Origin of the sequence: Argonema antarcticum A004/B2 (genome assembly GCF_023333585.1) — a bacterium.
GTDB classification, from domain to species: domain Bacteria; phylum Cyanobacteriota; class Cyanobacteriia; order Cyanobacteriales; family Aerosakkonemataceae; genus Argonema; species Argonema antarcticum.
Genome location: NZ_JAIQZN010000091.1, coordinates 1 through 22001, shown reverse-complemented (window position 1 = coordinate 22001; position 22001 = coordinate 1). Strand labels below are relative to the sequence as shown.

The 22001-nt window shown below is 44.5% G+C and carries 17 protein-coding genes; 7 read left to right on the top strand and 10 right to left on the bottom strand.

Annotated elements, in window-relative coordinates:
* Window positions 1-215: 215 nt before the first annotated feature.
* Entirely contained in the window at window positions 216-3623 is a 3408-nt protein-coding gene (locus LAY57_RS28170) for a WD40 domain-containing protein (RefSeq protein WP_249070489.1), read from the bottom strand.
* A gap of 114 nt (window positions 3624-3737) precedes the next feature.
* Window positions 3738-5447 carry an AAA-like domain-containing protein gene (locus LAY57_RS28165; RefSeq protein ID WP_249070488.1) on the bottom strand — a complete coding sequence of 570 codons (1710 nt, stop codon included), beginning with the start codon at window positions 5445-5447 and terminating at the stop codon, window positions 3738-3740.
* Between the two features lie 359 nt (window positions 5448-5806).
* On the opposite strand from LAY57_RS28165, the gene LAY57_RS28160 reads away from it, so the two are divergent.
* Together LAY57_RS28160 and LAY57_RS28155 are read left to right on the top strand one after the other, a co-directional pair.
* Window positions 5807-6706, top strand: coding sequence for a glycoside hydrolase family protein (locus LAY57_RS28160; protein WP_249070487.1), 900 nt, complete (start codon window positions 5807-5809; stop codon window positions 6704-6706).
* 78 nt (window positions 6707-6784) lie between these two features.
* Window positions 6785-7702, top strand: coding sequence for a peptidoglycan-binding protein (locus LAY57_RS28155; protein WP_249070486.1), 918 nt, complete (start codon window positions 6785-6787; stop codon window positions 7700-7702).
* A 587-nt stretch (window positions 7703-8289) separates the two neighbouring features.
* Here the strand turns inward: LAY57_RS28155 and LAY57_RS28150 are convergent.
* Window positions 8290-8793, bottom strand: coding sequence for a hypothetical protein (locus LAY57_RS28150; protein ID WP_249070485.1), 504 nt, complete (start codon window positions 8791-8793; stop codon window positions 8290-8292).
* Window positions 8794-9474: 681 nt separating this feature from the next.
* On the opposite strand from LAY57_RS28150, the gene LAY57_RS28145 reads away from it, so the two are divergent.
* Window positions 9475-9906: a tetratricopeptide repeat protein gene (locus LAY57_RS28145; protein WP_249070484.1), complete on the top strand. Its 432-nt coding sequence runs from the start codon at window positions 9475-9477 to the stop codon at window positions 9904-9906.
* Window positions 9907-10150: 244 nt separating this feature from the next.
* Window positions 10151-11824, top strand: coding sequence for a GTPase HflX (hflX, locus tag LAY57_RS28140; protein ID WP_275994379.1), 1674 nt, complete (start codon window positions 10151-10153; stop codon window positions 11822-11824).
* 226 nt (window positions 11825-12050) lie between these two features.
* Here the strand turns inward: hflX and LAY57_RS28135 are convergent, their stop codons facing one another.
* The 3 genes from LAY57_RS28135 to LAY57_RS28125 all read right to left on the bottom strand — a co-directional run bounded on the left by LAY57_RS28135 (window position 12051) and on the right by LAY57_RS28125 (window position 16545).
* Window positions 12051-12539: a DUF29 domain-containing protein gene (locus LAY57_RS28135; RefSeq protein ID WP_249070483.1), complete on the bottom strand. Its 489-nt coding sequence runs from the start codon at window positions 12537-12539 to the stop codon at window positions 12051-12053.
* Between the two features lie 781 nt (window positions 12540-13320).
* Window positions 13321-14763, bottom strand: coding sequence for a M16 family metallopeptidase (locus tag LAY57_RS28130; protein ID WP_249070496.1), 1443 nt, complete (start codon window positions 14761-14763; stop codon window positions 13321-13323).
* A 144-nt stretch (window positions 14764-14907) separates the two neighbouring features.
* Window positions 14908-16545 carry a M16 family metallopeptidase gene (locus LAY57_RS28125; RefSeq protein ID WP_249070482.1) on the bottom strand — a complete coding sequence of 546 codons (1638 nt, stop codon included), beginning with the start codon at window positions 16543-16545 and terminating at the stop codon, window positions 14908-14910.
* A gap of 247 nt (window positions 16546-16792) precedes the next feature.
* On the opposite strand from LAY57_RS28125, the gene LAY57_RS28120 reads away from it, so the two are divergent.
* Complete coding sequence (locus LAY57_RS28120; RefSeq protein ID WP_249070481.1) at window positions 16793-17407, top strand: TetR/AcrR family transcriptional regulator; 615 nt, start codon at window positions 16793-16795, stop codon at window positions 17405-17407.
* Between the two features lie 35 nt (window positions 17408-17442).
* Here the strand turns inward: LAY57_RS28120 and LAY57_RS28115 are convergent, their stop codons facing one another.
* Window positions 17443-17898, bottom strand: coding sequence for a DUF4332 domain-containing protein (locus LAY57_RS28115; protein WP_249070480.1), 456 nt, complete (start codon window positions 17896-17898; stop codon window positions 17443-17445).
* Between the two features lie 70 nt (window positions 17899-17968).
* Between LAY57_RS28115 and LAY57_RS28110 the strand changes: the two genes are divergently transcribed.
* Window positions 17969-19429: an aminopeptidase P family protein gene (locus LAY57_RS28110; RefSeq protein WP_249070479.1), complete on the top strand. Its 1461-nt coding sequence runs from the start codon at window positions 17969-17971 to the stop codon at window positions 19427-19429.
* Window positions 19430-19550: 121 nt separating this feature from the next.
* The gene (locus LAY57_RS28105) at window positions 19551-20201 is read left to right on the top strand and encodes a Uma2 family endonuclease (RefSeq protein ID WP_249070478.1); all 651 of its coding nucleotides are present in this window, start codon (window positions 19551-19553) and stop codon (window positions 20199-20201) included.
* A 20-nt stretch (window positions 20202-20221) separates the two neighbouring features.
* On the opposite strand, the gene LAY57_RS28100 is transcribed toward LAY57_RS28105, so the two are convergent.
* From LAY57_RS28100 to LAY57_RS36670, 3 genes are all read right to left on the bottom strand, one after another.
* The gene (locus tag LAY57_RS28100; protein ID WP_249070477.1) at window positions 20222-20743 is read right to left on the bottom strand and encodes a DUF29 family protein; all 522 of its coding nucleotides are present in this window, start codon (window positions 20741-20743) and stop codon (window positions 20222-20224) included.
* Window positions 20744-20820: 77 nt separating this feature from the next.
* Window positions 20821-21363 (bottom strand): helix-turn-helix domain-containing protein, encoded by a 543-nt coding sequence (locus LAY57_RS28095; RefSeq protein ID WP_249070476.1) that lies wholly within the window; start codon window positions 21361-21363, stop codon window positions 20821-20823.
* A gap of 341 nt (window positions 21364-21704) precedes the next feature.
* A partial coding sequence (locus LAY57_RS36670) for a transposase (protein WP_420839143.1) occupies window positions 21705-22001 on the bottom strand: 297 nt, incomplete at its 5' end.

The following is a 22001-nucleotide window of genomic DNA, read 5'->3' as shown; positions in this document are numbered from 1 at the left end:
TTAGAGAGCGTACCGAGTGTTTGCTACCAGTACATCTTCGTCAAGGTCATATATTTGCTGCGCGAGTTCATTGGCTTGTGTCATGAGTTAATCCTTTTTTGTGATGTTGCCTAATCTTTTATAGTAGTTTATGACTGGAGAGAATACAGTAGCGGCGGGGTTATAGATATTTTAATAAAAAAAATTCTACTTTTGGGGGAGGTAATCAGTTTGATTTACTTGCGTTTGAGGTAATCAGAACACATCTGTTTATCCTTTTCTGTCACTTCTGGGTTGGTGCTAAGATAATCGCCGATCCAGTTGCAGCCTAATGCCATCAGTTTATCAAAATCCCAAGACATTGAAGTCCACAGTTTGATGGTGTTGTCATAGCTAGCAGAAGCCAAAGTCTTGCCATCTGGACTAAAGGCGACGCTATAGACCCAATTGCGATGCCCGGTGAGGATGGCGATCGCTTTTCGGGTTTGTACGTCCCACAGTTTGATGGTACCGTCAGCGCTAGCAGAAGCCAAAGTCTTGCCATCTGGACTAAAGGCGACGCTATAAACCCAATCGCTATGCCCGGTGAGGGTAGCGATGAGTTTTTGGGTTGGCGGGTTCCACAGTTTGATGGTACCGTCATCGCTAGCAGAAGCCAAAATCTTGCCATCTGGACTAAAGGCGACGCTATTGACCTCTTTGCTATGCCCGGTGAGGGTAGCGATCAGTTTGTGGGTTTGCAGGTTCCACAGTTTGATGGTTTTGTCGGCGCTAGCAGAAGCCAAACTCTTGCCATCTGGACTAAAGGCGACGCTATAGACCGAATTGCTATGCCCGGTGAGGGTAGCGATCAGTTTGTGGGTTTGCAGGTTCCACAGTTTGATGGTTTTGTGGGCGCTAGCAGAAGCCAAAGTCTTGTCATCTGGACTAAAGGCGACGCTATAGACCGAACTGCTATGCCCGGTGAGGGTAGCGATCAGTTTGTGGGTTTGCAGGTTCCACAGTTTGATGGTACCGTCATCGCTAGCAGAAGCCAAAGTCTTGCCATCTAGACTAAAGGCGACGCTATTGACCTCTTTGCTATGCCCGGTGAGGATGGCGATCGCTTTTCGGGTTTGTACGTCCCACAGTTTGATGGTACCGTCAGCGCTAGCAGAAGCCAAAGTCTTGCCATCTGGACTAAAGGCGACGCTATTGACCTCTTTGCTATGCCCGGTGAGGGTGGATCTCGTTTGCAGGTTCCACAGTTTGATGGTGTTGTCATAGCTTGCAGAAGCCAAAGTCTTGCCATCTGGACTAAAGGCGACGCTACTGACCGAATTGCTATGCCCGGTGAGGGTAGCGATCAGTTTGTGGGTTTGCAGGTTCCACAGTTTGATGGTTTTGTCGGCGCTAGCAGAAGCCAAACTCTTGCCATCTGGACTAAAGGCGACGCTAGTGACCCAATTGCGATGCTCAATGAGGGTAGCGATCAGTTTTTGGGTTTGCAGGTTCCACAGTTTGATGGTGTTGTCATCGCTAGCAGAAGCCAACGTCTTGCCATCGGGACTAAAGGCGACGCTATAGACCTCTTTGCTATGCCCGGAGAGGGTAGCGATCAGTTTGTGGGTTTGCGGGTTCCACAATTTGATGGTTTTGTCATCGCCAGCAGAAGCCAATGTCTTGCCATCTGGACTAAAGGCGACGCTTCTGACCGACTCGCTATGCCCGGAGAGGGTAGCGATCAGTTTTTGGGTTTGCAGGTTCCACAGTTTGATCGTCTTGTCGGCGCTAGCAGAAGCCAATGTCTTGCCATCGGGACTAAAGGCTACGCTTCTGACCGACTCGCTATGCCCGGAGAGGGTAGCGATCAGTTTTTGGGTTTGCAGATCCCACAATTTGATGGTCTTGTCAAGGCTAGCAGAAGCCAATGTCTTGCCATCGGGACTAAAGGCTACGCGATAGACCGAACTGCTATGCCCTTCCAAACTATTGCGCTCTTTTACTTCGGAAACTGCTTGTTGCAGCGCACCCATCACTTGTCCTTTGATGTCTTTTGTCGTGTCGGCTGAAGCATCTAGTTTTTTTAAGGTTGTTCCGGCTTTCAATGCTTCCAACAGTGCTTGAAATGTCTGCCCTGAACGAAAAATTTCATTGGAAAAAGCACTTTCCTGGATGGTATTTGATAAATTATTAGCTTGAGTGACTTGCTTCCCGGCAAAAACAGTTGCCCCAGTTGCAATTAACATAGCCGCCCCAGCAAAAACCGACGTTCCAATTGTAATCCAGCGTGCCTTTTGCTGTGCCTTGGTTAGCGTCTGATTCGCTTCAGTCAAAATTTGATTAGCCTGTTTTTCAGCTTCAAATTTCCGTTCAAATTCCCGTTGTTGTACTTCCCGACTGGCATTTAAAAACTGATAATCCAAATTGCTCAAACTTTTACCTGCTGCCCAAATTTGAGCATCTTGCAAAGCCTGACCTCGCAAAAGACGCGATTCATCTTGATAATTAGAATTTACCCAAGCCCGAAAGCTTTCGTTATAAGGACGGAGCTTAGCTAAAGCTTTCTCTACCCAATCCAAATTAAAAACAGATTGATAAACTTGGTTATAAACTTTAAGTTTACCAGATTGCTTAACTACCAACCCTGTTAAGCGGAGTTCCATTTGTTCGGGACTATCATCAGCCGCAATCTCATCATGTTGCAAAATTTGCTGATATATTCCCAACAACCGACTTGCCCGTTGTTCGCTGCGTAAAATGCGATCTCGGATCGTCTTTAAATGTTCTGGTTCATCCTGTGCTTCCCAATTTTCAATCACCTTTTCTCTGACTATATTTTCTACCCGTTCAGCATGATTTATGATTGATGCAGAGTCGGCATAATTGAGAAGTAATTTACAAACTTTCTGCGTTAAAAATGGCTGTCCACCAGTCCAAGATAATACTGCTTCCAGGAAAGCTTGAGAATTTTCTGCTTGAGTTTCTAACCCGACTGCCAAAGGTTGCGCTTCTGCTAATTGAAAACCCGTTAACTCAATAGCCCGTCCAATATTAAACGGAGTACGAAGGTGATTACTAATTAGATCGGAAGGTGTTGCTACTCCAATCAAAGCAAAGGTTAGGCAATTATATTCTGGTTTATCTGCACGCTGGTTAAAACAATCGCGAATAACTGCAAAAAAATCATCAATATCAAATGGCAAAGCCAATACACTATCAATTTCATCAATAAATATCACGATAGATTTATCGATGAATTCCAGCAATACCTCTCTGATAAACTTGCTGAAGCGTTGAACAGGAGACACTAATTCATTACTTGTCCACCATTCATAAGAATCAAAATGATTGTAAAGTTCAAAACTATTCACCAGGGAGTCAATAATTCCAAAATACCACTCTTGAGGAGTAATATCTGACGTGCCAATTGACGTGATATCAACAGCAGCACAGGCAAATCCTTCTTGCTGCAATCTCGCCATTGTCTGCACCCGCAAGCTAGATTTTCCCATCTGTCGCGAGTTGAGGACGTAACAAAACTCTCCTGCTTTTAATCCATCATAAAAATCTCGGTCAGCTTGTCTCTTAACATAAGTAGGCGCATCAATAGGTAAGCTACCACCGACTTGATATTCATAATTTGAGGCGGGTTTATCATTCATTAACGAACTCCTAAAAATTAAATTATTTAAACAAAGTATGTTGTTGCGCTTTAGCGCGAGATCTGGCGCGTAAGCCCAACAACGTACCTAGAAATGTTTGATTTGCAAGTCTCATTAACGGACTCCCAAGCGGTCTTTAAAATATAGGAGATAAAGATTGCACAGAGGAATCACATCATTACCTCGCAACTCCACTAAACCCATACTGCGAAGCTTAAATGCTAGATTTGCTTCTAATCTAACCGGAGTGGAACTAGCAATTACTTGTTTCATTGCTGCTTCCAAATTTGGATCGGCAGTAAGGTTAATTAAATGATGGCGTAAATGATCGCCGTAAATTCCTTCTTCAGTAGGTGCAATTTGTAAAAATTCTTCTAAGGTTAAATAACCGCGAGCAATTTCATAGAGGGCTTTTCTTAATAGGTAAGGATGTCCGTCTACCATTCCAATCAGTTGTTCTATCTGAGTTACAGACCAATTCAGTTGATGTTTTTGGACTAACTCAACAATTTGTTGATGGTTAAATTCCGGTAACTCAATTGGTAAACCTACATTAAACGGCGACTGGTTGATATTGAGGGGAATATAAACTTCTTTGGAATGGGAAATTACTAAACGCAGCTTTTTCCAAGCTGGTTCGTTTTTCCCTTTTTCGTGCCACGCCCGCAGTAAACCAAAGAATTCCTGCGCTACTTGGGGATATTGAAAAACTCGATCGACTTCATCTAATCCTAATGTTAATGGTGTGGTAATTGTTGTTAACAGGTAGCGCTGAAAATAGTTACCGCATTTTTGTTTGCTACCCATGCCTTGTTTCCAGTAGTCTGCTACCCGGTCTTCTAAATTTAATTCATTGGTAATCTCACCACAAAACCATTGCAACAACTGTTCGAGATTGGTCAGAAAACTGCCATCCGCAGATTGAAAGTTTAAATAAGCAGTTTGATGGCCTTGTTCTCTTGCTTGGTATAAAATGTGCTGTAATAAAGAAGTTTTCCCCATTTGACGGGGTGATTTAATTCGGATCAAAGCTCCAGGTTTGGCAATAGCTTGGTAGCAGTCTGATTCGATGGGAGGACGATCGATATATAGGGGTGAATCTAAACTAACAGAACCTTCTGGGTTATCTAAATTGATGGGAGAAACGGTCGGCGCGGCAGGCGATCGCATATTTCCTACTGAAACTGGCGGAATTTCCGGCTTTGTAGGTTCTATCGGCTGAATTACTGGATTAGAGCTAGAAAAATCTGATTTCTTTCTCAGTACTGGCGTCAGTTCTTCTGAAATACCTGCCATGCTGATACTGACACAGCCAAGTTTATAGGCAAATTCTATAGTTTTACCAGCGCCTAATGCGTCGTAAAAACCTACGGCGAATTCCCGTGCAGCATTATCGCCAACGGCTTTGTTCATACCAATAACGTATGGTATATAATGTGCGATCGCATTTGCTTGCACTTCTGAATAACAGGCATTAAGCACCACGCATTCAACCTGATCCATAAATAATTCAAATAAGGCTGCTAACGCTTTGGCGCTTACCAACTTAATCTGCCCGTTTTCATCTTCTAAGGCTAAACCATCCTCTCCTGCACCATGCCCGGAGAAGTGAACGATCTGGGGATTATAATCTAATACTGCCCGTCGCATATCCGTAGGCGTTACTGCCCATTCTTGTTCTAATTGGAACTTGTCGCGCTTTTTAGAGCGTTGCAACCCATCTCCGATTTCCTGAACCTCTTGACCTAAGCGTAAAGGAGTGGAGTTCTTGGGGTTGGCTGCCAAAAACAGGATTCTTTTCTTCTTTCTTGCTGGGCTATTCATGAATTCGCTTTTGACTGAAAAAGAAAAACAGAATGGAGAAATCTATAAACATCTGCGATCGAATCCGGGATTGTAAAATTTTATATCAATGTAACTAACAATAAGTTTATTACATATTTTAACATATGCAGACAACATTATTTATTTATAATACAGAATAGTTGATGGATAGCTGGTGTCAGTATAGATTTAAGGAATTAATTAAAGGCAAGTTGCCTTGACCCAAAGCATTAAGCTTAGATGAAGAGTCTACTTACCGCAAAACCTGAGTAGATTTACTCATTGACAAACTGCTTATTCTTTGGATGGGAAAACTCCCTTTCTAGGGAACCTAATCATCACAAGTGGTGAATTTAATCATGGAAAACCAGATCAAAATCTTCAAAGACGGTAGTTTATATGAAGTAGAAGGTGAAGATGCAGTAAAGGCTACAAAAACTGAAGGGCAAGTGAAATTGCTAATTGAAGCTTTGCAATTCACCCAAGCCGAAACATTTGCGATCGCATCAGATAACGCAGTCCCACCCGAAGTTATTGAATCGAGAGCAGCCTTTAGAAAAATTAACGAAGAAGGATTAAAATTAATCAAATCCTTTGAAGGTTTGCATGAATTAAAACAAAGCCCTGCGGGAACATACGTAGAGGCATATCTCGATCCCGTGAACATACCAACTATAGGTTGGGGCTGCACAGAAGGAGTCAAGATGGGAATGAAAATTACCATCGCTCAAGCCGAAGAAATGCTCAAAAAACAAATGGCAAAATTTGAGACAGCGGTAGCTAATGCCGTGAAAATAGAGATTAACGACAATCAATACTCGGCTTTAGTTTGTTTTAGTTATAATGTAGGTGCCCGTGCCCTATTTGAATCAACCCTTTTAAAGTTCTTAAACCAAGGGAAAATTCAGGAAGCTGCCAATGAATTTTTGCGATGGGATAAAGCAGGCGGACAAGTATTTCTAGGTTTATCTCGACGGAGGAGAGCAGAACAAGCCTTATTTTTAAGCCAGCCTTGGTCAACAGCTTTAGACTGGAAACCAACTCAAGTTATGCAGCTTGCTCAACCCGGTCAACCGCTCCAGCAAGGGGATAATGTGCGTAAACTTCAGCAAGCATTAATTAAAGCTGGATTCAATGTTCAAGCTGATGGATTTTTTGGCGCAGGAACCGATAAAGCAGTGAAGGAGTTTCAAAAAAAGCAAGGTCTAACTGCTGATGGGATTGTTGGCGCACAAACCTTAGCTAAACTTGGTTTGTGAAGTTAATTTCAATCAACGAAAACTTGAATCTGCATTTTATTCACCAGTGTTGGAAATTAGAAAAATTAAGAGGTTAATATGAGTGACTCAATCGATTCTTCAGTTGAACAGGCAGATGACACGATCATTGAATCTTGTCTAGAAATTAATGAACTAGATGCAATTGAGGCGAGAGCGGGATTTAATGGTTTGCTCAAAGATGCTCCGAAAAATGTATCGACTTCCATCGTTAATGGACTATCTCAGCAACTAATATATCAGATCGATCTAATCGTTCCAGATGCTTTAGTAAGTTTTGACGATCTAGATGTCGATCTCGCAGACGCCGCTTTTCCATTTTTGCAGCCTCCAGCTAAACAAGCACTACAAAAAGCAATTCAATCCCGTGGGATTAAGCTTGTTGTTAATTCAGCCTATCGCACGATTGCTCAACAAATGCTGCTGTATAACTGGAGAGGTAGTAACAGCAATCCTGTAGCAAAACCAGGCTCAAGTAATCACCAGAGTGGTTTGGCGCTGGATATTAATGACCGTCAAGGCTGGCTACCCTTTTTAAAACCTTATGGTTGGCAACCTTTAGCAGGCGATCCACCACATATTGATTATAAAGGACAAGGCTTTAAGGATCTTCGTAAACAAACAATTTTAGCCTTCCAAAAACTTTGGAACAAAAATAATCCGAATGAAAAGATTGGCGAGGATGGCATTTATGCTGCGGGAGGACAAACAGAAAAAGCCTTAAATCGATCGCCGTCAACTGGCTTTGCTCATGCACCTTGGGATGATCGACCTAGAGTCTTACGTCTATGCCGACCAACGATGGAAGGATCTGATGTTAAAAAGCTTCAGGAGTACTTTAAAAACGCTGGGATGGCAGTTTCAGTCGATGGGGTTTTTGGCCCTGGGACAGACAAAGCTGTTAAGGAATTTCAACAGAAAAATAATTTGGTAGGCGACGGAATTGTGGGGGATAAAACACGCAAATTAATAGCTTGAAGCCTTCGTACCTATCAGCATGGTTGTCAATTCTTTCTATAGCTTTTAGTCCAGATGGTCAATATACAGGACTTACGCAAAGCCTCTATCTGTAGGGTGCGTTAGCGATAGCGTAACGCACGAGCCACCATATTTAGCGTCCCTGCGTAAGTCCTGTATAGCTAGGGACTAGGCTTCGACGTGAGACGTTCGGCGAGCGCTCAGGCTTCGACGTGAGCGCTCAGCGTTCGACTGAGCGCTCAAGCCGAAGGCCGAACGGGGCTAGGGAAAGTTTTGAGTTGTAGGGGCGGGTTTTGTTGATGATTATTGTGTTTCGACGCTTTCTTCACTGCTAAACCCGCCCCTACAGAGTTTTAAGTTAAAAGAAGTGATTAGGATCGGCGATGTTTTATTCTATTCCTATGGGTGAACATGGAAGCGATCGCCCTTTCCCCAATCGCAAATAATTAAAAAGGCGATCGCCCCTATCAATGACAGGACTTACGCAGGGACGCTAAATATGGTGGATGGTGCGTTACGCTATCGCTAACACACCCTACAGATAGAGGCTTTGCGTAAGTCCTGAATGAATCAGTTTAGCTACGTATTCAAGAAGTGCGATCGCCCTCCTCTTTTCCAGTTGGAATTTCAGAAACATTTAAATTCTTTGCCCATGTAGAACAAATTCCTCCAGCAATATCTTTGGAAATCTTTTTGATAATTAATGAAGCAACGATCGCAGCGACAGCGGGAGCTAATCCTAAACTAGATACCAAAACTGGTGCTAACATTCCAGCCGCTTTGGTATAGTTTTCTTCTAATGCCTTATCCAGGGCTTCTTGGCTACTTAGATCGCCTAAAGGAGTACACAAAATTTGGTAAGCTTCCGCATTCACTCGATCGAACACTTTTTGACCAGCTTGTATCGCTGCTTGGGAAATTGGCGCTCTCGTTTCAAATTCAACATCAATTGAATCGAGAGAAACACCCCTGGGCGCACTTTCTCCTGTTAAATCTCCGCCCATTTCTTCAGAGAGCGTACCGAGTTTTGCTACCAGTACATCTTCGTCAAGGTCATATATTTGCTGCGCGAGTTCATTGGCTTGTGTCATAAGTTAATCCTTTTTTGTGATGCTGACTAACCTTTTAAGGTTACTTTACCTCTTGCATCGGTGCTAAGATGCTCAAGGAGATATTAAATGTTGGTACGATGTCGATCCTTTACTTAAAATAACTAAAGGATTTTAAGATAATTTAGCACATTTTAAAACATAATGAAGCAATAATAGGACTTACGCAAAATCACGAAAAATCAAGGATTGTAGGGGCGGGTTTTGAACTGGGGTTATCTGTGAAATCCTTAATTTATCGGCTAAACCCGCCCCTACACCTCTGACGGGGTGCGTAAGTCCTGAATAACTTAGCGATTGGGATAAAGATTTACCAGCAGACCCAGAAGAGGATTATCAAGCTTTCCGAGACTTCATTCAAGCTCAATAAAAAGAGCAGGTAAAGCAAATGCTCAATACTATACTAACAAAATTAGGATTTCAAAAATTGAGTCAGATATTGAAAAGCTGCTTAAATCTAATTGGCTTGACGCGCTAAATCAGAAATCATCAACTTTATCCCAGGATTAGTTTGAATCTTTACGGAAGCGATCGCCCTTCTCCTGTAAAATAGGAGCATAATACCCAAAAGCTTAACGATATCCGAAGATCGATCGCATCTTGTGGTATAAATACATCTAAAATAAATGAATTCAAATGCCCACTTCCTGAGCGAGGGAACCGATGATGAGCCTAAACCGCTACCAGGAGACAGTTGTTAATTGTAACAAAGCTCTAGGAATTCACGCCAATAATCACAAACTATGGTACGATCGCGGTGATGCTCTGGCTAACTTAGGTCGCTATGAAGAAGCGATCGCCAGTTTCGACAAAGCTTTAGAACTGGAACCGCAAGACCACGCAGCTTGGGTATTTCGGGGTGTTGTGCTGATCCATCTCCAGCGCTATGAAGAAGCGCTATCCAGCTGTAACGAGGCTCTAGAAATTCAACCAGACGATCGCGAAGCTTGGACTTTCCGAGGTGCAGCTCTAGCTCACTTGGGACGCTACGAAGAAGGATACCATAGCTATGACAAGGCATTGGGGATAGAGGAAAAATCCCTATTCAGAAAACCGATCCAAAGGTTGATGGTATTTTTCAACAGGAGAAATTAATCCGAATCATTCCGTAGAGTGAAGGTGTAAGTACGTTTTTAGTTAAAATAGACGGGTAATAGAACTTACCGCACTTTTCAGGTAAGTGAGGTACGAAGAAACCCGGTTTCTTGAAGAAACCGGGTTTCTGGGGTGTACTTCATAAACCGGCAATCTGCTAGATAAACTCAAGTTAAGATCGAGAACTACTATCGAAACTATTTACGGCAATCTACAAGGTTTAAAATCCAGTCAGCTTAAGCAGTTGCAAAAGCTGTATCATCAGCGCCTTCCTGGCGATCGCATTACCACGCCGGAATTTGCCGAAAGCTTGGCGGAAATTAGCAGCGAAATCAGCCAACCCCTCTGCTGCTACATCAACCGCCGGGGACAGGTGATTCGGGTAGGCGTGGGAAATCCCCGTCAAACCCAAATTCCACCCAGGGAACTACCCCGCTACGGTGCAGAACGACTAAGCGGTATTCGCTGCATAGCGACCCAACTGAAGCCAGAAATCCCCAATGAAATAGCCTTAACTGCAATGGCAATCCAGCGGTTAGACGCCCTAGTGATGCTGAACGCCACCGGGACTGGGTTTGAGCGGCGCGGTGGGGGAGCTTTTGGTTATGTTAAAGAAACATATCTAGCTCATCTAGTACCAAATCCGGTGCAGATGCGAGATGGCGTTGCTGAACCATTATCTTTGCAAAGTGGTTGGATTGTATCCTCGCCAATGAGTCTGGATGTGTTGTGCAAGCAGGATTTTCTGGATCTGGTTAACAGTCTGGAAGCTGAGTTTCAGCGAGAATTTGTCGCACAAGAGGTAGACAGCGATCGCGATCGCGTACTCCTAGTTGGGTTGATCACAGAAAAAATGACGACTCAACAATTTCGGAACAGTCTGGAGGAATTGGCGCGATTGGTGGATACTGCTGGGGGAGAAGTATTGCAGACAGTACAACAAAAGCGATCGCGTCTCCATCCCCAAACAGTAGTCGGGGAAGGAAAAGTGCAAGAAATCGCCCTCACCGCTCAGACACTGGGAGCCAACTTAATAGTATTCGATCGCGACCTTTCACCCGCGCAAATTCGCAACTTAGAAACCCAAATCGGCCTACGAGTAATCGATCGCACCGAAGTAATTCTAGATATATTTGCCCAACGCGCTCAATCCGGTGCCGGGAAATTGCAAGTAGAATTAGCCCAGTTAGAATATATGCTGCCGCGACTGACAGGTAGAGGTCAAGCTATGTCGCGTTTAGGCGGCGGTATTGGCACTCGCGGGCCCGGTGAAACTAAACTGGAAACCGAACGTCGAGCCATTCAGCGCCGCATTGCCAGATTGCAACAGGAAGTGGATCAACTGCAAGCGCATCGAACTCGCCTGCGCCAGAACCGACAGCACAAAGAAGTTCCTTCCGTAGCTTTAGTGGGTTATACCAACGCTGGCAAATCTACATTATTAAATGTACTAACAAACGCTGAGGTCTATACAGCTGACCAACTGTTTGCCACCCTTGACCCCACCACGCGACGCCTCGTAATTCCCGACACCGTAACAGGGGAACCGCTGGCGATCGTCCTCACAGACACGGTTGGATTTATTAACGAACTCCCTCCCGCTTTGATGGACGCCTTCCGCGCCACTTTGGAGGAAGTCACCGAAGCCGACGCCTTAGTTCATGTCGTGGATCTGTCCCATCCGGCGTGGCAAAGTCAGATTCGTTCCGTTATGGCTATCTTGACAGAAATGCCAGTTACCCCAGGCCCAGCTTTGATCGCTTTTAACAAGATTGACCAAGTAGATGGCGACACTCTAGCACTAGCCCAAGAAGAGTTTCCCCAAGCGGTGTTTATTTCAGCTGGGGAACGTCTCGGTTTGGAAACGTTGCGCCAGAGAATATCTCAGTTGGTTGATTATGTTTTATCCGGTGGATGAAACGCAGTGATGTAAAGTGGAGCAGACAAGTTTTAAGCCGATCTATCCCACATTCCGCACCCTCAACTGTCACATATCAACAAAAAGGGGATGGAATAGTACAGATGAACTAAGACAGAACCAGAGTAAAGGGTTTAATGATTATATCATTTGAAATAACGAGAAGTCAGAAACCCGGTTTTTTTGTGTTGAAAAAAGCAATTAGAGAGAAGGATATCTCATTCAATTATTCAATATTTTCGGGCCGATCGCTCTCAGGAGGTAAAAAATTAGGATTGAGAACTTCTTCTACAGTAAAGGGAGACTCTGGGGGAAATATATTAATAGATAAACCTGTTTCACCTGCGGCTAGTTCCCTGGCATCTTGATAAGATTCATTAAAAATCTCTTCAAAAAAACCATATAAACTCGGACTAGTTTTGAAGGTATCTCGGAGGCGTTGACGATGTTCTATAATGGTGTACCGCCAACTATTTGTTCGTTTTTCCGGCTGATATTTATATTTAAGTAAGTGCATGAGAAGTACCCTCAGATTACTCTTTAAAGCATTTTTATCGCTTTTACCCATACTTTCCAGTTCCTCTAGTAAGTTTTCTAAATCTATCTCTGCAAATTTTTCCTCTTTTAATAAATTGATATTTGTCTGTAACCACAGATAAAAATCCTCTTCGTAAAGGGATGTTATTGCATCTGTCATTGATTGGATAGTGGTCATTTTGTTTGGCTCCCTTTCCTTTCTCTACATAAGTCTAACAGATTCCATAGTCTATCGCTGCTATAGTCAACAAACCGGGTTTATTTTATAATTGGTCTTGCCCAAGCCCACCTCAGACTCAAGTCTGAGGCTAATAGCGAAAGTCCATTAAAATGGACTGGAAGATTAGTATTTAGTCCACTTAAGTGGACTTTAGCTATTAGCCTGCGATTTGAATCGCAGGCGGGCTGCAAGCGTTGCCATTGTCTCTGTGTAGAATTAAAACCTCATTAATTCGCCAACAATATTATGGATTTTCGAGCGGGCTAAAACGGCAGGCGCAAGATCTGAGTAAACGTAAGGATATCGAGTAAAATCATTCTTCCAAAGCGTCCCAAAGTTCAGGCATCGGTTCATCAAAATCGGTAAGCTGCTACGCAGCTAGATTGTATAATAAAAAGAGAGAAAATTAGTTGGGTTTCGTACCTCAACCCAACCGACACATTAGTTGGGTTTCGTACCTCAACCCAACCGACACATTAGCTGGGTTTCGTACCTCAACCCAACCTACACATTAGTTGGGTTTCGTACCTCAACCCAACCTACACATTAGTTGGGTTTCGTACCTCAACCCAACCTACAAATTAGTTCGATCGCACAATTCAATTTGAGATATTTTTTACCGCAGATAAAAGCAGATGAACGCAGATGTAGTTTTGGATCGATCGCCAGGTACAGGCGATTCTTAGGTATGTTGTTGCGCTTGGGCGCTAAAGCGCAACTAAGTACCCAAGAGTGGGGATTATTGCGGCGAAGTGGCTGTAGTTCTTGGGGCTGGAATTGTGATATCGATCGGTGTTACTTGTGCCGCCAGTGCAGTCAGGGGAGGTTGAATGGCAGCAGAATTACCTACAACCAAGGTGGTGATTTTCTCTGGTTTGAGGTAAGTACGGGCAACCCGCTGCACGTCAGCTATGGTGGTAGCTTCTACTTGGCGTCGGTAACGTAACAAGAAATCAGCTGGGTAGCCATAATACTCGTATCGCATTAAGCGCGATAAGGTTTGGCCGGGGTCTTGAAAGTTGAAGACAAAAGAATTTATGGTTGATTCTTTCGCAAAAGCTAGTTCTTGGGGTGTCACTGCTTCAGCCTGAATGCGCTTAATTTCGGCGAAGATGGCTTGAATAAATGGCACTGTAGCTTCGGAACGAGTTTGTCCTCCCGCAAGGAAGATGCCGGGGTAGTCATAGCGGGGACTCCAAGCGCCGTAGACGCTGTAAGCTAGACCTTGGCGCGATCGCACTTCATTAAAAAGCCGCCCGCCAAAACCATTCAGCACTCCATTCAAAACATCCAGCGCTGCATAGTCGGGACTGTTGAACAGACCGCCCAAGTGTCCCATTTGAACATAACTCTGAGTCAGCTGGGGCCGATCGACAAAAAATATCCCTCCCTGCTTCGCTTGAGAAACTGCTGGCAAAGGCGGTACTTTCAGTTGCGGATTCGGCTTCCAATTGCCAAACTTCGCCTGGATCAGTTCCCGCATTTTTTTACTGTCAAAATCTCCCACAATACCCAGCATCATATTGTTGGGATAGAAGTATTGCTGGTAAAAATTTACCAAATCTTGCCTAGAAATATTGTCCAGATTAGCGTACTCAACCGTGCGGGAGTATGGGCTACTTTCCCCGTAGATTAGTTTCTGGAATTCTCGGCTGGCAATGCCACCGGGATTGTCGTTGCGGCGGGCTATATCGCCCTTCGCTTGCGTTTTGCCTAAATCGATTTTATCCTGGGCAAATGCTGGCTCCTGAATCACCTCCGCAAATAAGGCAAACACTTCTTCTAAATCTTCGCTAAGACTACTAAAACTAGCGCTACCCGAAGAAGTCCCTATACTGGTTTCTACTGAAGCTGCCCGTTGTTCGAGCATAGTATTCAATTCATCGGCGGAGTGCTTCTTTGTGCCTCCATTCCGCATTACTTCCCCTACTAACCCAGCCAAACCAACTTTCTCTGCTGGTTCCCAGCGATCGCCTGTGCGAAACAGCGCTGTACCGCCGATCAGGGGAAGTTCCCGATCTTCCATCAAATACACTACTATGCCGTTGTCCAGTTTATACCGGGTGTAAGCGGGCACTTTTATTTCTGGCAGCGCTGGAAAGGTCAACTCGGTATAATGCCTAGCTGCTTGGGCCACGGCTGGCAAGCGCAACAGGATCATCAGCAATATTGTCGCCACCATTAGCGTCAGCGCTTTAACAATCCGCTGCTTATTTTGAATTTTGAATTTTGGATTTAAAGTCACCTTTGGCCCTCTTCCCTACTCCTTTATTTTTCTACCCCCAAATTTGGGACCCATGGGTCCCAAATTTTCCATAAGTGTTGCTCATCCCTCTTTGGACAGAAGACGCCCAATGGTGCGATTGGATGGCTGGAATGTTGCTTGTGCAACGCGCTGGATATCGGCGGGGGTGACAGATGCGATCGCTTCCAACTCCTTGAACAAGTTTTTCCAGCTACCTGTTTTGACTTCGTATTCCACTAACAAAGATGCCATACCATCATTAGAATCAAGCGAGCCCAACAAGCCAGCACGCGCTTGCGTTTTGACCCGATCCAATTCCTCTGCTGAAACTGGCTCAGTTTTCAACCGCTCAATTTCAGACCCCAAAGCCTTTGCCACCTCGTCAACCGTATGACCCGGAGCCGTCAGGGCATAAAATAGCATCATCGTGGGATACTTATCTCCTGGAAAACCGTTAAAGCCTTGTGCGGTGAGTGCGAGTTGCTGCTTTTCCACCAGCGATTTGTAGAGGCGGGATGTTCTACCATCGCTGAGAATGCTACCCATCATCTCATAAACCACATTATCGGGATGATTCATTCCCGGTCGATGGTATCCTTCCAAATACCAAGGCTGGGAGGGAAGTTGCAAAGTCACTTCCCTAGTTTCTGTTTGCGTTGGTTCGATCGGTAATCGATCGGGTGCTGCCGATTTTGCTTGATAGCGACCGAAGTAAATCTGGGCCAGTCGTTTCACTTCTGCGGCGTTGACATCTCCAACAACAGCCATTGTCAACTTACTGGGAACGTAGTGAGTATCGAAAAACTCCTTTACATCTTTTGTGGTTAAATTTCTGATGTCTTTGTCGTAGCCAATTACCGGACGCAGATAGGGATGCACCTTGTAAGCAGTGTCGATAAATGCTTCCAGCATCTTACCAACGGGCGAGTTATCGACACGCAACCTGCGCTCCTCTAAAATTACATCTTTTTCTTTATAAAATTCTCGGAACACTGGCTCTAGAAACCGTTCCGACTCCAGCGACATCCACAGTTCTAGCTTGTTAGAAGGGAAGCTGTAGAAGTAGCGAGTCGCATCGGTGGAAGTAGTAGCATTAAGACCGACTCCTCCAGCTTGCTCAACGATCTGACCCAACTCGTTTTGCTTGACTAGATCCGCAGCTTGCGCTTCAACCTGTTTGAACTGGGCCTGTAACTTAGTAACTTCTGCTTCTTTACCCGTTGCTTTGGCTGCTTGAATTTGTTCTGATAGGGTATCTAGGCGATCGAGTAATGGCTTTTCCGCTGCGTAGTTTTTTGTACCTATGCGCGTCGTTCCTTTGAAAGCCAAATGCTCCAAAAAGTGAGCAACACCTGTTTTGCCTTCTGGCTCATTAGCACCGCCGACATCAGCATAAGTAAGAAAAGAAACTATTGGTGCTTGGTGTCGTTCCAGCACTATGAACTTCATACCATTATCGAGGCGAAACTCGGTGACGCGCTGCATCACCCGATCCAAATATGGCCTAATTGACTCAGATGATGAAAATTTAAGTTTGCTTTCCTCTCCCCGTAGCGCGGGTAATGTGTTTGGGATCGAGTTTTGAGTAAGCGCTAAAGCCGCGTCTGGTTTAGATCCGCACCACAGCAGAACAACACATATTAATGTTATAAGTGTTCGACGCCACCAGTTGTTTTTTATTTGGACGGTCAACTTAAGTAACCACGCACGCGATATCATAGACACAGGGAATTGTTTTGATCTACAAATTTTACAATTAGACGCTGACACTTTTGCTGTTAAGCTGTTCCATAACCAAGTATATATCACAAACCCCAGTATTTTACAGCGGGAACCGCTGTAATAAAGTACATTTAAAGTAGGGGCGAAGCATTCCGGCAGATGATTTATTAGACTGATATATTCCTATTAAGATGATGAAAAACAGTATTGTAGAGATTCGATTAGTATAGAACGATGATTTAATATGGGAATTTTTCACCGAACTACTCAGCCAGAAGACGCAACGCGCACCCGTATAATCAAGGCAGCGCAAAAGTTGTTTGCCCGCCAGGGTTATGACGGTACAACTACTCGCGATCTTGCGGCGGCGGCTGGGGTGGCAGAGGGAACCCTATTTCGCCATTTTGCCAACAAAAAGGCGATTTTGGTGGAGGTGGCAACGGAGGGATGGGTCGAAATCCTGACGGATCTGCTGACGGAACTGAGCGAAATGGGCAGCTATGAAGCTGTAGCGCAGGTAATGCGGCGGCGGATGCTGAATTTCCACCAAAATGCGGATATGATGCGAGTTTGCTTTATGGAAGCACAGTTTCACCCGGAATTGCGCGATCGCGTTCAGTCGGAAGTAATTGTCAAAATGACCGACGTGGCGGAAGCTTTCTTTGAAACAGCGATGGATAGAGGAATTTATCGCCGAATGAGTCCAAGGATAGTGGCACAGGTATTTGTGGGGATGTTTGCGATCGCAGGTTTTAGCCACAACACCATTATGGAACCAGAAGCCTCACCCCAAGTGATGAAGGAAATGGCAGAGGGAATCGCCGACATCTTCCTCAACGGCGTTTTAGCTAAAAATTAGCGCTATTTGGGCTTAAAACAGATTCCTCATTGTTTTCAATTCTTTAATCTAAAATCCAAAATCGATCGCGCTTGTTGAATCCACAGAGATACTTGTTCCACAGAAGGGCAAAGGTCGCGCCGCTGCATGGTTGCAACGTGCAACCGCAAAATTTGTTGGTGCAATCTGTGAGGGGGAATCTGAGCCAGCTGGGTTACAGAACATACCCCAGCGTGTAATAATAGTCCGCAATATTGGCAACCAACGCTGGGGATGCGAGCGAGATCTGCTAAAGCAACCCATTTTTTAACATACTGAATATGGATCTGCAACTGATTTGCCAATGCCTGCCTCGTTTCGGGAGTATTGGCTTTTTGAATTAGCTGCCCAGTCGTCGTAATGCCGCACTCTAGTAGTTGGGATTGGTTATCGTGGCTCAAACCGGGCAGTTGAGCTAGAGGCCAGTCATATCGTTGGATAGCGCTAGGATGATTGTTGAGTTGACGAGACATCCCTTTTACCTCAAATTAGACACTTTTGGTATTCTGGCAAGAGTCAGATGCACCCGGATTGTACGTTTCTATGATGCAAGTCACGACCGAGATGCCTATTGCCTTGGACATAGCTTCGCTAACAGCGTCGCTAAAAAATGCTCATTCCGACAAGCTTGGTGAAGCCAAAACCTTGGCAGACACACTCCGCAAGCGGCGGAAGCGACTTTTCGATCTGATTGATTTCCCCGTGGTTCTCTGGTCAGGATGCGCTCCGTCTCGGAATTATCCGGCGAATAAATTGCAGTTTCGAGCCAGCAGTCACTTTCTCTATTTTGCTGGATTACCCCTGGAGAATGCAGCAATTCGGATGGAGGCAGGCAGACTAGAACTGTTCATGGATGACCCCAGTCCAGACGATGCACTGTGGCATGGAAAAAAGCCCATGCGAGAGGAGATTGCCGAGCTGATTGGGGCAAACACAGATCACCCGATGGGAGAACTGTGGTGGCGAAGTCAAGGCTGCGCGACAATCCCAGTGCAGGACGTGATGATTAACAACCAACAGTCTGGGATACTGCATCGATGGTTGTATTCGGCTTCTTCCCTGAATTCGATCGACTGGGATCTAGCTTATGCGATCGTCAGGCTGCGACTCAACCACGATGCAGGCGCTTTGACAGAATTGCGAAAAGCGGCTGCTAGTACCGTTGACGCGCATAAATCGGGTATGGCGGCGACGCGACATTGCAAAACTGAAGCCGAAGTCCGTTCGGCGATGGAAAGTGTCTTCACTGCTCGAAACATGACTTGTGCCTATAACAGTATTGTCACCGTTCGCGGCGAAGTTCTCCATAACCAGCAGTATCATCACCCGCTGCAACAGGGAGACTTGCTACTTGCGGATGTGGGTGCGGAAACCCCGATGGGTTGGGCATCTGATGTGACGCGCACTTGGCCTGTTTCTGGGAAGTTTTCATCTACCCAGCGAGCTATTTACGATGTAGTTCTGGCCGCTCACGATGCTTGTATTGCCAAGATATGTCCTGGTGTGGAGTATAAAGACATTCATCTGCTGGGGGCAACTACCCTCACCCAAGGGCTGGTCGATTTGGGCATTATGAAAGGCGATGCGGAAGAATTGGTAGAGTTGGATGCTCACGCGGCATTTTTCCCCCACGGGATCGGACACGCGATCGGTTTGGATGTCCACGATATGGAAGATTTGGGGGATTTGGCGGGGTACGAGCTGGGGCGAATTAGGAGCGATCGCTTTGGCTTAAATTACCTGCGTCTGGATCGACCCCTCAAGGCGGGAATGCTGGTATCGATCGAGCCCGGTTTCTATCAAGTACCGTCGCTTTTGAATTACCCAGACAAACGAGAAAAATATCAGGAGATAGTGGATTGGGATCGTCTGGCAGAATTCTCTGATGTCCGGGGAATTCGGATTGAGGATGATGTGCTGGTAACAGAGTCTGGTTGTGACGTAATCACTAGCGATTTGCCGTCGCACCCAGATGCGATCGAGCATTTTGTTAGCGGTTGGTAATGGGCAGATGCCGAGGGGCAGATGCTATGGGAGAAATTCCCTCTTTCCACAAAGCCCAGCCTAACGCCTCAAGGCGTTGGGCTGCTCTAAAATTAGGACATTCTCTAAGGAGGCGATACTGATGCTGAGGAGCAAGCTTAACGCGCTACTTGACGAACAAGAACTCCAACGCCAAGATCCTGAAGACCGTTATATCACTGATGGCGCGAACTGGGAGCAATATGAGGCACTACTCGCCCGAATCGGAGACAGTTCGGGATATCGAGTTACGTATTTAGATGGAGTTTTAGAAATTATGTCACCTTCGCGCCGTCATGAAAGTGGAAAAACTCGCATTGGAGATCTTCTCGTTATTTACTTTTTAGAAGCTGACATCAACTATTTTCCCTTTGGTTCGACAACTTTGCGACAAGAGGAGAAAAGCGGCGGTATAGAACCTGATGAAGCTTACTGTATTGGCACAGACAAAGAATTTCCCGATTTAGCAATAGAAGTAATTATTACCAGCGGCACAATCAACAAATTGGAGGTATACAGAAGGCTGAATATTCCAGAGGTTTGGTTCTGGCAGCGCGATCGCTTTTTCCTTTACTATTTGCGAGAAGAAACTCCAGTTCAATTTGTGCAAACCTGCGGTTACGAGCTAATTCAGAAAAGCGAATTGCTTCCCGAACTCGATATTGAGATGTTGGCACAATGCGTGAGAAATGTCAACCCGCTAGAGGCAGCAAAGGAATTTCGGCAAAGCCTGCGATCGCAACCCCCCCGATAAAATATTCTTAAATCCAAATTCTATTTTCTGCGATCGATCCAGTCTTGACCACCAGGTAACTGTACTAAATGCTCCTCAATTAGCGCTGGCAATTCTTTGGCAGAATGGGTATAAGTCAGGTTAAGCAGTCTAGTTGTTATTTGCAGCAGTTGAGGTTTATCTAACATTTCCGATAGTTGAGAACGGGTATATTTTCCGTTCATAACTTCTTCACTTGCATCTGCGATCGCGTTCTCAAGTATCTCTTCCTCAATTAAATCTTCCCATTCGTCAGAATTTACATAATATGAAGTTCTGTTTTCTTTTTGATTCACATCTTGAATTTCTCGGAGGGAATTACGAATTGATGCAGCCCAAGAGTTAGTTAATCTTTGCTCGACTTGATTTTTAATCAAGTGAATTACTAAAACTCTCAAAAATGCCTTAATTTTTCGCAGAATTTCCTTTTTACTCATTCCTTCTAAATCATCTACGATCGCCAAAGCATCGCTGTAGCGTCCCTCTAAAATACTGATTCTTAAATCTATCAGTTCCTGTGTCATATTTCTCGACCTCTTCACCTTAGTTGATTAGTTATGTTTGCTTATCGCATTGCTTGCTGTACTTCCTCATTATTTTATCAGTTAAGCCTTTCCTCTACTTCTTCCAGAGGCAAATCTAAAGCTTGGGCAATTTGTTCTGCCGTTAAGCCAATTTTTATTAATTGCGGTATCGTTTCCAGTTTAGCTAGTTTTCGTGCAGTTTCAATATTGTTATATTTGCCGTTAACAGATGTAGGAGTGTTTTTAAGGATGGATTCAAAATTTTCTAATTCTGATTTTTCATTGGCTTCTGAAGGATTGGAACAGACGTTAATATCACGAACTCTAACTCGGTTTCCAACAATCGGAGATTGAAAGTTTGCAAATCCTAATCTTTCAACAGAAGCCCGAAAATTTGACTTGTTTAAGTCTTTTCCCAACGCTTCAGAAAGAATCTGCCAAAGTGCGTAAGCTTCATCTTTAGCGTGACCTCGCGTACAGTTATATTCTTTGGCAATATCAGCGTATTTCTGACTGTTGAGAACGCCTTTAAGAATTGCTCTTTGCAAACTATCGAGATGCTTACCCGTTTGAGCGAAAACCAGTTCGTCCAAATACTTCAACACCTCTGTTGCGTCCATAGTCCGTGAGTTAAATCCTACTTTATCCGCCATTATCCGCTATAATCCGCCCCTTGTAAATATTTTTAACAAAACTCCCGTCTTTTTCCGCCCTTATCCGCTACCCACAAGTGCTGACAGATCTAACATACCAGGAATAAGGTATAAAAGATGACTCGAATCGCTCTTACTGGTCAGTTCAGTATTAACTAAGGCGAGCGGGCTTACGTTTTGATTAAGAAGACAGAGAAAAAATTGCTAACACCTGTTTACCCATAAATCTGAGGTTGAGAAAGATGACAAAAAGTTTTCGATTTTTAGCTACATTTCTAGCAACAGCTACTTTACAGCGGTTCCCGCTGTTATGAGGTACAGTAGCAGCAATTAGCAAACCAATTTCTTAAATGTTGAGGATTCATTAATTTGAGTGCAACTGCAATTATAGTATCAACCATTTCTGTTGTAGTTGGAGAAAAGCTTCGTAAAAAAGACTTAAGTTGAGACCACCATAATTCAATCGGGTTAAAATCAGGAGAATATGGTGATAAACAAATAATTTTAGCACCTACAGATTCAATCATCGTTGTAATTGAAGCTAGTTTATGGGCTGATAAGTTATCCATTATGACTACTGCTCCTGACCACAATTCAGGAACTAA

Coding starts and splice junctions, on each gene's coding strand:
- LAY57_RS28165 (WP_249070488.1), bottom strand. CDS start 5,447: ATGAATAGCCCAGCAAGAAAGAAGAAAAGAATCCTGTTTTTGGCAGCC.
- LAY57_RS28170 (WP_249070489.1), bottom strand. CDS start 3,623: ATGAATGATAAACCCGCCTCAAATTATGAATATCAAGTCGGTGGTAGC.
- LAY57_RS28145 (WP_249070484.1), top strand. CDS start 9,475: ATGATGAGCCTAAACCGCTACCAGGAGACAGTTGTTAATTGTAACAAA.
- LAY57_RS28115 (WP_249070480.1), bottom strand. CDS start 17,898: ATGTCTCGTCAACTCAACAATCATCCTAGCGCTATCCAACGATATGAC.
- LAY57_RS28130 (WP_249070496.1), bottom strand. CDS start 14,763: ATGGTGGCGACAATATTGCTGATGATCCTGTTGCGCTTGCCAGCCGTG.
- LAY57_RS28120 (WP_249070481.1), top strand. CDS start 16,793: ATGGGAATTTTTCACCGAACTACTCAGCCAGAAGACGCAACGCGCACC.
- LAY57_RS28155 (WP_249070486.1), top strand. CDS start 6,785: ATGAGTGACTCAATCGATTCTTCAGTTGAACAGGCAGATGACACGATC.
- LAY57_RS28095 (WP_249070476.1), bottom strand. CDS start 21,363: ATGGACGCAACAGAGGTGTTGAAGTATTTGGACGAACTGGTTTTCGCT.
- LAY57_RS28135 (WP_249070483.1), bottom strand. CDS start 12,539: ATGACCACTATCCAATCAATGACAGATGCAATAACATCCCTTTACGAA.
- LAY57_RS28105 (WP_249070478.1), top strand. CDS start 19,551: ATGCTGAGGAGCAAGCTTAACGCGCTACTTGACGAACAAGAACTCCAA.
- LAY57_RS28150 (WP_249070485.1), bottom strand. CDS start 8,793: ATGACACAAGCCAATGAACTCGCGCAGCAAATATATGACCTTGACGAA.
- LAY57_RS28110 (WP_249070479.1), top strand. CDS start 17,969: ATGATGCAAGTCACGACCGAGATGCCTATTGCCTTGGACATAGCTTCG.
- LAY57_RS28125 (WP_249070482.1), bottom strand. CDS start 16,545: ATGATATCGCGTGCGTGGTTACTTAAGTTGACCGTCCAAATAAAAAAC.
- LAY57_RS28160 (WP_249070487.1), top strand. CDS start 5,807: ATGGAAAACCAGATCAAAATCTTCAAAGACGGTAGTTTATATGAAGTA.
- LAY57_RS28100 (WP_249070477.1), bottom strand. CDS start 20,743: ATGACACAGGAACTGATAGATTTAAGAATCAGTATTTTAGAGGGACGC.